A 12,166-nucleotide genomic window follows, 5' to 3' on the forward strand; every position below is an offset into this window, starting at 1 on the left:
CTTATATTGTTAATAAAGAATCAATGGAGTGAAGGGAAAGTAATGTTTTCTCCATAAATTCCATCATTGTTACCATATCATCTATTTGCTCTTCTCTAATTAAACGCTTGAAATCAATGGTAATATGATTATATACAGTATGATTTGATTCAAGTGGCTGAAAACTGATTTCTTGAATTATTTTCATATCTTTCCCCCATATATCTTCTACTAAGGACTGTAACAAAGGATAAAGAGCTTCATCCTTTTTATGACGCAAATAAAGATGAATATAAATGGAAGCACCAATCCATTTTTTATTTTTTGAATTTGCTAATAGCTCTGCAGATAAATTTTGTAAATCAGCCGATAGTTCAAATTTTAATTTCGCATTTTCTTGGTTTTTCAAACGAAAAGTAATGGTATAATTTCTTGATAATTTACTACTATTAAAAAAATCATTCCGATCTAAAATAACAATATCTCCATCCAAATCTTTATCGTATATAAGACCTTCCATTACTGTTCTCATATTTTCAAAGGCAGTAGGATCAAACATGCTTTTTTCCTCCTTTGCTTTTCTGTAGAAAAAGCGCAAGCACCTTACCTACAATATCAGAGAAATGTAACAATCTCCGCTATTATGGTACATAATACTTGCGCTTGATTTGTCTAGATTACTTGTAATATTAGACTAAAATTAAAACAGTCCTACGGCTTTCCCAGTCTCGTCTACATCCATATTTAAGGCAGCAGGTCTTTTCGGTAATCCAGGCATTGTCATAACATCTCCTGTAAGTGCCACAAGGAATCCCGCACCAATAGACGGCTTAAATTCACGAATCGTAATCGAAAATCCTTCTGGTCTGCCGATTAATGACGGATCATCTGTTAAAGAATATTGTGTCTTTGCCATGCAAATAGGAAGATTAGCCCATCCATATTTTTCAAAGTCAACAATCTGTTTTTTTGCCTTAGAAGAATATTCAACACTCTTCGCACCATAAATTTTCGTTGCAATTGTATGTATTTTTTCTTCTATAGAAGCATCTAATTGATATATATGCTCAAAATTTTGTTCCTTCTTCTCCAATATAGCTAACACCCTTTGAGCTAATTCGATGCCGCCAGCTCCACCTTTTTCCCATACCTCTGTTAATGCAACTGGAATTTCCGCTTGTTCACAAAGCTGTTTCAATACGCCAATTTCCGCATCTGTGTCTGTTACGAATTTATTAATTGCAACAACAAATGGTAAACCGAATTCTGTAATACTCTCAACATGCTTTTGTAAATTTGCAAAGCCAGCTTTTAAAGCTTCGGTATTTTCTACAGAAAGTTCTTGCTTAGAAACTCCACCATGCATTTTCAATGCGCGAATTGTAGCAACAATAACAACGATTTCAGGATTTATCTCATTATTTCTCGACTTAATATTCAAAAATTTCTCTGCCCCTAAATCTGCTCCAAATCCTGCTTCTGTTACTACAAAATCTCCTAATTTTGATGCAGTTGTCGTTGCAATGACACTATTACAGCCATGAGCAATATTAGCAAATGGACCTCCATGAATAATCGCTGGAGAATGTTCAATCGTTTGAACCAAATTAGGTTTTATAGCATCTTTCAGCAATAAGGTAAGTGCGCCTTCTACTTTCAAATCGCCGACTGTTACAGGCTCTTTATCCACATTATACGCAACAACCATTTGAGATAATCGTTTCTTTAAATCATTGATATCTGAAGCTAAGCACAAAACAGCCATGATTTCAGAAGCAACGGTAATGTCAAAACCATCTTCTCTAGGCACTCCTTGTAATGGTCCACCTAAACCAATTACTACTTTTCTTAGGGCACGGTCGTTTAAATCTACCGCTCTTTTCCATACAATTCTTCGCTGATCTATACGGCAGTCATTGCCTTGATGAATATGGTTGTCTACCAGAGCAGCCAAAGCATTATTAGCAGTTGTAATGGCATGTAAATCTCCAGTGAAATGCAGATTGATATCCTCCATAGGAAGGACTTGTGCCATTCCACCACCAGCAGCTCCCCCTTTTATCCCCATTGTTGGTCCTAAAGAAGGTTCTCTCATCGCAATAACTGCTTTTTTTTGTAATTTATTTAATGCGTCACCTAAACCAACAGTTACTGTCGACTTCCCTTCACCGGCTGGCGTAGGGTTAATTGCTGTCACAAGAATCAGTTTACCTGATTTATTTTTTTTCAAGTCATTTAATGTTTGTGAGGATATTTTCGCTTTATATTTTCCATATAATTCAATATCATCGTCTGTTAGGCCCATTTTCTCGGCAATATGTATAATTGGTTTCATTACTGCTTGTTGAGCAATTTCGATGTCAGATTTCATTTTCGTCTTAACCTCCATGATTTTCCTCCTGCAATTCAAACCTTCAGATATTATTGTACAATAAAAAAGAAGTTATAAATACACGTTTCGACAAAATCATTTTATCGTATCTTCAAATGAATAGTCATGTATTTCTTTTCACTTATTTGTACACTAGTTAAAATCTTTTTAACACATAAAATGAGCTATCATTTAAAAAATTCAAAACATTATGATTGCGACATATTCAAATCAAATTTATAATAAGCTATGTTATCAGTTGGAGAAAGTATGATTTAAGAAAACGCATATGTTTTCATAAGGTTTAAATATCAGTTGTTTCATCATATAAAACCAATAAACAATTTTACGTAATGCTACTATTTCCACCATAGAAATACATAACAAGATGATTATTAGGAGGAGACAAACCTATATGCCAATCAGAATTCCTCATCTCTTACCAGCACGAGAAGTACTAGAAGATGAAAATATATTTATAATGGAAGAAGGGCGTGCAAAAGCACAGGATATTCGCCCATTGAACATATTAATTTTAAACCTAATGCCTCAAAAAGAAAAAACGGAGGTTCAAATATTAAGATTGCTTGGAAACACCCCCTTACAAGTGAATATTTCCTTTTTAAGAACGGCATCTTATGAATCAAAGAATACAAGTCCATATCACCTTGAACAATTTTATCGAAACTTTGAAGCAATAAAATCAAATAAATATGACGGAATGATTATTACTGGAGCACCTGTAGAATTAATGAGCTTTGAAGAAGTCGATTATTGGGAAGAACTAACGAAAATTATGGAATGGTCTAAATCAAATGTTACCTCTACTCTGCATATTTGTTGGGGAGCCCAAGCTGCCCTTTATCATCATTTTGGGATAAGGAAATATGAATTAGAGCAAAAATGTTATGGAATCTATTCTCACTATGTTTTAAATCCATCTGATAAACTAATGCGCGGCTTTGATGATAGCTTTTTAGCCCCACACTCAAGGCATACAAATGTATCGATAGAAGAAATTAAAGAACATCAGAGCTTAGAGCTATTATCTGCATCCGATGACGCTGGTGCATTAATTATTAGCGCAAATAAAGGAAAACAAATCATGATCACAGGTCACTTAGAATACGATTCTTGTACACTTGCAGAGGAGTACAAACGGGATAAAGAAAAAGGGTTAAATATCCATCTTCCCCTGCATTATTTTCCAAATAATGATCCTAGTAGGAGGCCATTAAATAGATGGCGTTCCCATGCCCATTTACTTTTTTCCAATTGGCTCAACTATTATGTCTACCAAGAAACGCCTTACGAATGGAACTAGAATGAGACTAACGGCTAAATAAAGTAAAAAGCGAAGGGGAAAACTGCCTGACTGGCAATATTCTCTTCGCCTTTTATCTTTTATCTTACGCACCTTATCCGTTATTGTTTCCACCATTAGAAAAGTATACTTCTTCATACGGTTGAATAACCACAAAGCCCTCACCTGAAAACTTCATTTGTATAGATTCTCCGCTTCCTCTTCCAAAAAAGGTTTTAAGCGTAATGTCTGTTACAAACTCTGGCTCTAGGTTTCCAGACCATGCAACAGTAGCATTAGGATCCGTGAAAACAGGATTATGGGGAGTAACTCTTAATGTTAATGGTTCGTAATGAGATGTAATCGCAACCATTCCCCTACCAGATAAATTTATATTAAATAAACCACCAGATAGCATGCCTGCAATTCTTCGCATTAGTTTAATATCCCACTTTATCGTTGGTTCAAAAGCAAGTAAATCATTTCCATTAACAAAAATATTATCTCCATTTAAATGAAGGATGGAAATTTTCTTTCCTTGGTCTGCTAAATATAGCTTTCCATCCCCTTCTGCTTTCATCAATGATGCACCTTCACCTGTTAATGCTTTTTTAAACATTTTGCCTAACCCATGTTCCAGGATGCCTTCCCGTGTAAAACGAATATTTCCTCGATAGGAAACCATACTTCCAGCTTTTGCCCATATTTGATTCGTTAAATTTATTTCTAACATTCTTTCTGTTTCTAGCTCAAAAACTCCCTCATTCTTATCCTTTTGCTCCGTTTTTGCCAAGAACTCCTCTAATCCATATCTCCCCATTTCCACACCTCTTTCTAAATTTGTTAATTTAAGGATATCATCTAGAAGATTGCATGAAAATATAAAAATAGGGTAGAAAATAAATATATTTACTTCTATTATATAAAACATAACCTTACATGTATGATAATTTTTATTAAATTTGTAAATACTATTTTTTGGTAGTTTGATTAATACTCAATTATTTACGAGGAAAGGAGCTAAGTAGTATGGAAAAAATTATTGCAGTTGAGAGAAATCATATGGGAGACATTGTTAGTTTTAAAACTTCTAATGGTAGGGTTATTTCCTATCGTAAAGCATTGATGGATATTGAAACCGGTGTTATAGGGGGGGTCGAAGTTATTGAAAACGATATACAAGAGGAGAATATATCCTATTCTATTATAGATAGCTTTGATAATTATCCGCCTATCTTTTAACTGCTTTGTAAAAAATAATAAGGGCAATTCTCTGTCGGCATCATACTACTTTAATAAAGTTAAGTAGCATATACCTAGAGAGAATTCCCCTTACTTTATTCTAGCGAATCATTTTTTTGCTGGATAATCTTTAATTCTTTCGTATAATCTGGATTTTCCTCAAAAAATTGAACTAAATCGCCAATTCGATCAATGGAATCCCAACTTAAATGATGCTCTATTCCTTCCACATCTTCATAAATATTCTCTTCTTTTACGCCAATAATTCTTAGTAATTGTTCTAAAAGCTCATGTCTATAAACTAATCGTTTCCCGATTTTTTTTCCTTTCGGCGTCAAAATCAAGCCTCTATATTTTTCATAAACAAGATATTCATCCTTATCCAATTTCTGAACCATTTTTGTTACAGAGGAGGGATGTACAGATAAGCTTTCCGCAATATCTGATACTCGTGCATATCCTTTATCTTCAATTAGGTTGTAAATGCGCTCAATATAGTCTTCCATACTAGGTGTCGGCAATTCAACCCCTCCTTACCAGGATTTCTCCTATTTTCTATTCTATTCGCATATGCTTGTATACGTTTCTATGTATGTACTGCTCATTTAAGATATCATCCCCAGTATTTGACTACTGAAAATGAAGCTTTTACTCATAAATTGTTTTAAGACAATAATAATGAAAAATAAAAGCCTTTCGAAAAAAAGCATGGATTAAAAGAACATTTCTTAAGCATTTTACTATAAAAAAAAAGGGGAAACAAGATTCTTTCTAACGTTAGATGTTTATTATAAATATCTCGTTTCCGCTTTTACGATTAAAAGCATTTCATCTTACTATTTTTATCCCGAAACAATCACTATCAAAATCTATTCTTGGAATTCCATTTTCCAGCTAAAATACTCATTATCTTGATTTTTCTCATACTGCATGATTGCATCAAATTTATTCCCTTTTTTGCTTACTAATCCTTTTACAGGAGCTTTTCCGTTTTTAAGCAACGCTTTTACCATTGTTTTTGTCGGTTTTTTCTTCATTGTCGCAAGAAATTTATCATTTTTCCAAATGACGAACTTACAGCCATTCTTCCAATTGCTACAGCCAAATCCTTTTTTTCCTTCTACAACTGAATGACCACAAAGAGGACATTTTCCTAACACCTCTGTTGTTTGTTTGACATATGCGACTTCTTGAATAATGACATCTTCTTCCTTCTTTATTGTTTCTACTGCATTTGTCGTAAAATTATTTATAATCTGCAAAAATTGTTGCTTACTAAATCTCCCCTTTTCGATATCATAAAGGGCTTTTTCTAGCTTTCCAGTGAAATCTAAATTAAACAAATCTTTAATCGGAAAGGTTTCAACCACTCTCTTCCCTAAATCAGTACATACTAAATTCTTATTTTTTGCTTCAATATAGCCAATATCTTTTAATTTTTTAATTGTTTCTGCTCGAGTTGCTGGCGTTCCAATACTAAAACCACTTAAGATAGACAAAACATCCTCTTCTTTTTCCGCATCAATGTTTTTCCCACATGTTTCCATCAATCGAAGCAATGTTTTTTCTGTATGTTCTTTTGGAGGCTGGGTAGTATGTGTTGTTGTCTTTGCTTCACTTGCAAATACTTCTTCTTGTAATTGAACTAATGGAAGCATAACATCTTTCGACTGGATTTTTTCGATCTTTTTCCAGCCCTCTACTAATTGTACTTTCCCCTTCGTTACAAAGCTCCCCTTTAATTCTAACTGATCCATACTTGTAATGATTTTTGTCTCTTCTACCTCAGCAACAGGCATAAATTGCATTAATAAGCGATTTTTTATTGCCTCATAAACTTGTTCTTCCTCTTGATTTAATCGTTTTGGCATCACGTAGGTTGGAATAATGGCACTATGACTCTCCACCTTTTTATTATCAAAAATTCTTTTCGAAGGAAAAAATTTAATCTCCTCTTTAAATGGTAAACCGTCAGCAAGGAGATTTACTACTTTTTCAGTTTTCGAAATCAAGCTTTCTTCTAGTGCAATACTTGCTGTTCTTGGATACGTGATGTACTTTTTTTCATATAGACTTTGGGCAACCTTTAATACTTTATCTGCTGTCCAGCCTTTATACTTACTAGTTATATAGCCTTGAAGATTGGATAGATTAAATAGAAAAGGTGGATACTCCTTTTTTTTCTGCACTTTTTTATCTGTTACGATAGCTGTATTGCCCTTAATCTGTTTCTCTAAATCTATTAAATATTGTTCTTCTTTAAATTTCTCTTCTTTCTCCTCAACATAAGTACCTGTATAACTGCTTCCGTTTTCTGTTAAAAAGGTTGCTTGTAATTTATAGTAATTTTCAGGTACAAAGCTCTCGATTTCTTTATCACGATCATAGATAATTTTGAGAGTAGGGAGCAAGACTCTTCCAATATTTAAAGCCTTCCCTTTGCCCTTTTGATATTTTAAAGTGGCAACAGATGTTAAGTTAATGCCAATTAACCAATCTGCCCATTGTCTGCTAACACCTGCATCTTGAAGAGGACGCAGCTCTTTATTGGAACGAAGATTTTCTAATCCGTTTAATACTTCTTTTTGAGTCCATTCATTCAATAGTAAACGATATACTTCTTTTTCCGTTCTTAAATTATAGATAATACTATCCCCGATAAGCTGTCCTTCTCGATCATAGTCACACGCAGAAATAATCGTATCTACATCTGGCCTTTTCATAAGTCTATGAATTATTTTAAGCTGTTTTTCAGCTCCACGGTCCGGTTTGTCTCTATCTTTCGGATCAGACTTTACTTTATATTTAAATTTCGTCGGGATAAATGGGAAATTTTCCAATTTCCATGTGGCCATTTTTTCATCATAATCTTTTGCATCATTTAATTGCAATAAATGTCCAAAAGCCCATGTTACAATATAGCCATTTCCTTCAAAAAAACCGTCTTGTCTATTTTTTATTTTTAAAGCATCTGCAATATTTTTCGATACAGATGGTTTTTCCGCTAATATTAATTTCATCTATATCACCTATTTTCATTACTTATCATCATTAATATTTTTTATACAAGATAACATTATAATCGCAAAAAAGAGAAATGTATAGAAAGGGGTAAACTTGAAGAATTGCAAATAGAGTATGTTTGAAGTTTTTTCTATGACAATCTACTAGCCATTTTTAAATAAACAGAATATACATAGTGGCTAATAGAAGATTAAGTAAGGGGGAAGGTTTCCATGCTACTACTTAGATTGACGGAGAACGCTTCCTAGTAGAATAGCCCGCCGTCAAAATTAAGTAATAAAGGGCTAGTAACCTAGTTTAATAGGCTACCTTTAAAGATTTTTTTATTTGTAAATATTGTTCTAATTCTTTTATAACAAAAAAGACATGGGCTTGTTCCTCAAAAGCATTCCAATCATCAGGAAGTTTATCATGTTTAATCATTTCCTCTACTCGCTGGAGTTTACTTAAAAACAGTACTGCGGTATTTCCTGAATGAACACATAAACTAAGTTCTTCTAAAAAGTCTGCGACAAGCTCTCTTTGATTATCTAATGTCTCCACAGATAAAATGCGATCAAACAGCCTAGAAATGATTTCTAATTGCTTTTCTCTAATCGTAAAATATTTGTAATAATAGTTTTCTTTTCTAGAAAAATGATTTTCAACATCCCGATATGCAATTGATTTAGCGAATTGCACTTCGTCAGAAGCTCGTTTTAATTTTATCGCATAATCCTCTTTCATTTCCTTTGTGCGAAGATACACAACCATATCCATCAATAGGGCTTTAAAGTATTGCTCGATATCCTTTTGATGAATTTTCATTTCTTTATCAAGACTAGGCATATAACTATTAACAAGTAACGCTGCCCCAATTCCAATTACAATTAAACCTAACTCATTTAGAACTACATGCCAGGTCATTTGATTGGTTGAATATATATGGAGAATAATAACCGTACTTGTTACCACTCCTTCATTTACCTTTAGTAAAACGGTTGTTGGTATAAATAACAATAGCAATAACCCAATAATATAAGGCTCAAAGGCAATCCCCTCAAAGAAAATATACGAAAATGGAATGGCAAGCATACATGCGATAAAACGAGAAAATGCACTATGAAGTGATTTTTTCTTAGAATTTTGAACACAAAGAATAGTTATAATCGCAGAAGAAACATAGAAATCTAATTGAAAAAACTGAGCAATTGAAATACCTACGCTTACTGCCACTGCTGTTTTAAAGGTCCGATAACCTATTTTATAATTTTTTAACTTTCGCAAAGCACTTTGCATTTCCACTATTAATCACAACCAGTAACTAATAAATCATCCTGTAAAGAAGCTAACCTCGTATTTATGGTAATTTTATCACCAGGTTTTACTAATAATTCAACAACGGATCCACTAAAAGGGACACTTACGTCTTTTAATTCTCCCGCCAAAGTTCTTATAGTTAAAATTGTTTCCCATTCATAGAAATAAGCTTTTTCTTTCAATCGAATCTCATTTACTGTTCCTTCAAACGGGCTAAGTATCATCTGGTCTTCTCTAGAAATTTCATAATACGGACTTTGACTGCTCTTTACAATCGTTTCAATCATTTTAATAAATCTTCCCTTTTTATTTATAGTTTTTTTAACTAGGCTGTTTTCGTAAAGTTTGCTACTATGACCCACAGCCTATATCTAAGTACATACGTTTATTCTATTCAAAAAAACGTGGTATATTAGTTATCTAATCATGTTAATAAAAACACATTTTCCTCTATAATTCAATGTTTTCAAGAATATTTTTTTCATTTTTTCATAGGAAATTTTTACATGATTAAATTCTATTAAAACCTGCATCAAATCTCATTTTTTTCGACTAATTCATGAAAGCGCGAACAACCCTTTCATAAAGAGGAATCAACCTATTACATAAATAGAATTAAAAAAACTAGCTGTTAAGCTAGTCACATAAAATACTTTTTTATCTTACTATCTGTCTGGATATACCAATTTTCTTTTTCAATAATATTAGATACGGTTAAAATAAGAGATGGAATTTTTTCTACATTGAATACGATTAAGCCGATTTTTTTTACCATAATGACAAAGGACTGACCATGCGAAAAAGTAGGTAACACATTTCCTAATTGAAGGATGCTTTTCACAACTGCCTGCTTGCTGTCGTCCTCCAGTACAATATTAGGTGTAAATCGCAAAATCCAATTTTCATTTTCAATCGAAAATCGATACATTAAGCCACCCTCTTATTCTATTTCCTTCAAAAACAAAACTGCTACTTCATAATATGTTGAAAATTATTATTTATGAAAATTATTATTTGATTCTTTTGGTATTCGCCAGAGATTAATCATTTTTCGAGTTGACAATTCCAATTTTTTCTTATTATAGCGTTATTTGATTTTTAAAATATATAACTATATTTCCTGCAATTTTATAATAGTATTCCAGTTTGGCGTATCCGCTTACTTTTCAGCCGAAAAATAAGTAAGCCTTTACAATTTTTTGGTGAAGTTTTCAGAAAAATCGCTTTGAAACCTTGACTACATATAGGTTATCGTGTATATTATAGACATCATTTAACAAAATTCTGAATAATTATTTTCTATTATTATTTTGTTCTATGAGAATATTTATTTTATAGGCACTCATCATGTGTCTTGAAAGGCTTAGGAGGATATTTAATATGCAAAACGGTAAAGTAAAATGGTTCAATAACGAAAAAGGATTTGGATTTATCGAAGTTGAAGGCGGAGACGATGTATTCGTTCATTTCACTGCTATTCAAGGTGAAGGCTTCAAGTCATTAGAAGAAGGACAAGAAGTTTCTTTTGAAATCGTTGAAGGAAACCGCGGACCTCAAGCTGCTAATGTTGTTAAACTATAATTAATAATAAAATATATTAATAATAGTATTCAGGGAATTTTTCTTGAGGGTAATCTTCTTGAGAAATCCCCTTTTATTTTTGCTTTTTTTTTCCATCCAAACACATTTCTTGTCTATTTTAAGATCTTCGGCAAAGAAAAGACTCTAGGTGGAAGTTCTTTCATCCTTACTTCGCACCAGATAGTTTTTCTCCGTATCCTTTTAGCTTGTTCCCTACCGTACACTGTGATATGCAGAAGCGGTGAGCTCTTCTCTTTCCGTACTCTATTTTATTTTGTCTGTATAAAAAACATTCCTTGCAATAGTCTTTCATTAACTCATCTGCTGCTTCAATCAGTTTCTTTCGTTCCAAGTCACACCCCTCCTTTTCGTTTTAACACTTATAGTAATTGCATTTTACTGTAAATACGCTTCCCTTCTAAGCTTTGGGTTGCCAGTTTATCAGCTTCTTTATTATCGTTTCTTCCGATAGAAGTATAAACCATATTCAAATGTAATTTTTTAATTTTAGCTTCTATCCGATCGAGCCAACTATTTAATTCTTCTTCATAGCATGGCCATTCACCTTCTAACTGCTTTAATACTACTTGTGAATCACCTTTTACTTCACAAGTAACATCCCTTACATCCAGTTCCTCTAAAAGGTTTAAGGCATGAAACAGAGCTGCGTATTCAGCTTCATTATTGGAGAGAATATCATGAAATAATTCATTCGCCCTAACTCTAAATTTCTTTTTGCCCTGTTGAAAGAATAGGACAACACCTATCCCAGCTGTTCTCGTTTCCTTATGATAGCCGCCATCAAAATAAATGGTAAAGTCATGTGGTTCTTCTTCTATTTCTTCATTGAGTTTTCGTAATTCTTTTAATGTCCAGCTCGTTCCTCTTTCATCATAAAAAATAAGATCTATTGCTTCCCTTCGTTTCTCTAACTCTTCGCCTATTTCGAGAGCAACACTCGATGAAATCCAATCAGAAGTAAAATAAACGCTTTCTTTCTGTTTCTTTATTTGAAATTTATATTCTAATTTATATTTCATAACGGTACAACCTTTCTACCTTAAATTCATTTTCAAATCCTGGGACTTATTGCCCGTTAATGCAGGATAAATGTATCCTTCTAAAGAAATAATAAAGTGAAAGTCGTTCTATCCTTCATCGCCACTGATGGTTAGTTGAACCAATGAATGATACGGCCAACCTATCTTCCTTCAATTAGCAAGTGGGGAGTATAATTATTACTCACGTTTAGAAAAGGGATAAAAAACATTCCCAACTTTGCTCTTTTTCATTTATAATATTTTACATCCTTTATTTTGTTAATAATCACCTATTACAAAAAGCTTTACTTATGATTATTTACTTTT

At 33.0% G+C, this 12,166-nt stretch carries 13 protein-coding genes; 3 read left to right on the top strand and 10 right to left on the bottom strand.

Features of this window, described 5'->3' with window-relative positions:
• Position 1: 1 nt before the first annotated feature.
• Positions 2 to 538 (bottom strand): hypothetical protein, encoded by a 537-nt coding sequence (locus NYE52_RS13010; protein ID WP_341193455.1) that lies wholly within the window; start codon positions 536 to 538, stop codon positions 2 to 4.
• A 141-nt stretch (positions 539 to 679) separates the two neighbouring features.
• Positions 680 to 2,368 carry a formate--tetrahydrofolate ligase gene (locus NYE52_RS13015; protein WP_341193456.1) on the bottom strand — a complete coding sequence of 563 codons (1,689 nt, stop codon included), beginning with the start codon at positions 2,366 to 2,368 and terminating at the stop codon, positions 680 to 682.
• 397 nt (positions 2,369 to 2,765) lie between these two features.
• Between NYE52_RS13015 and metA the strand changes: the two genes are divergently transcribed.
• Positions 2,766 to 3,674 carry a homoserine O-acetyltransferase MetA gene (metA, locus tag NYE52_RS13020; RefSeq protein ID WP_341193457.1) on the top strand — a complete coding sequence of 303 codons (909 nt, stop codon included), beginning with the start codon at positions 2,766 to 2,768 and terminating at the stop codon, positions 3,672 to 3,674.
• Between the two features lie 94 nt (positions 3,675 to 3,768).
• On the opposite strand, the gene NYE52_RS13025 is transcribed toward metA, so the two are convergent.
• Positions 3,769 to 4,473, bottom strand: a complete 705-nt coding sequence (locus NYE52_RS13025) for an AIM24 family protein (RefSeq protein WP_341193458.1) — start codon at positions 4,471 to 4,473, stop codon at positions 3,769 to 3,771.
• Between the two features lie 209 nt (positions 4,474 to 4,682).
• Between NYE52_RS13025 and NYE52_RS13030 the strand changes: the two genes are divergently transcribed.
• A complete protein-coding gene (locus NYE52_RS13030; protein ID WP_341193459.1) occupies positions 4,683 to 4,895 on the top strand; it encodes a DUF3892 domain-containing protein in 213 nt (70 codons plus the stop codon).
• Between the two features lie 95 nt (positions 4,896 to 4,990).
• Here the strand turns inward: NYE52_RS13030 and mntR are convergent, their stop codons facing one another.
• The 5 genes from mntR to NYE52_RS13055 form a co-directional block, all read right to left on the bottom strand.
• On the bottom strand, positions 4,991 to 5,416 hold the full coding sequence (mntR, locus tag NYE52_RS13035) for a transcriptional regulator MntR (protein ID WP_341193460.1): 426 nt from the start codon (positions 5,414 to 5,416) through the stop codon (positions 4,991 to 4,993).
• Between the two features lie 348 nt (positions 5,417 to 5,764).
• A complete protein-coding gene (locus NYE52_RS13040) occupies positions 5,765 to 7,915 on the bottom strand; it encodes a type IA DNA topoisomerase (RefSeq protein ID WP_341193461.1) in 2,151 nt (716 codons plus the stop codon).
• Positions 7,916 to 8,216: 301 nt separating this feature from the next.
• Entirely contained in the window at positions 8,217 to 9,197 is a 981-nt protein-coding gene (locus NYE52_RS13045) for an aromatic acid exporter family protein (protein ID WP_341195186.1), read from the bottom strand.
• 8 nt (positions 9,198 to 9,205) lie between these two features.
• Complete coding sequence (locus tag NYE52_RS13050) at positions 9,206 to 9,505, bottom strand: hypothetical protein (protein WP_341193462.1); 300 nt, start codon at positions 9,503 to 9,505, stop codon at positions 9,206 to 9,208.
• A gap of 353 nt (positions 9,506 to 9,858) precedes the next feature.
• On the bottom strand, positions 9,859 to 10,146 hold the full coding sequence (locus tag NYE52_RS13055; RefSeq protein ID WP_341193463.1) for a hypothetical protein: 288 nt from the start codon (positions 10,144 to 10,146) through the stop codon (positions 9,859 to 9,861).
• A 452-nt stretch (positions 10,147 to 10,598) separates the two neighbouring features.
• Here NYE52_RS13055 and cspD point away from each other — a divergent pair, with 452 nt between their 5' ends.
• Entirely contained in the window at positions 10,599 to 10,799 is a 201-nt protein-coding gene (gene cspD, locus NYE52_RS13060) for a cold-shock protein CspD (protein WP_009332654.1), read from the top strand.
• Positions 10,800 to 10,965: 166 nt separating this feature from the next.
• On the opposite strand, the gene NYE52_RS13065 is transcribed toward cspD, so the two are convergent.
• Together NYE52_RS13065 and NYE52_RS13070 are read right to left on the bottom strand one after the other, a co-directional pair.
• Positions 10,966 to 11,151, bottom strand: a complete 186-nt coding sequence (locus tag NYE52_RS13065) for a zinc-finger domain-containing protein (protein ID WP_341193464.1) — start codon at positions 11,149 to 11,151, stop codon at positions 10,966 to 10,968.
• A 28-nt stretch (positions 11,152 to 11,179) separates the two neighbouring features.
• Positions 11,180 to 11,839 (bottom strand): reverse transcriptase-like protein, encoded by a 660-nt coding sequence (locus NYE52_RS13070; protein ID WP_341193465.1) that lies wholly within the window; start codon positions 11,837 to 11,839, stop codon positions 11,180 to 11,182.
• Positions 11,840 to 12,166: the final 327 nt, after the last annotated feature.

Source organism: Niallia sp. FSL W8-0635, assembly GCF_038007965.1.
Lineage (GTDB): Bacteria > Bacillota > Bacilli > Bacillales > Cytobacillaceae > Niallia.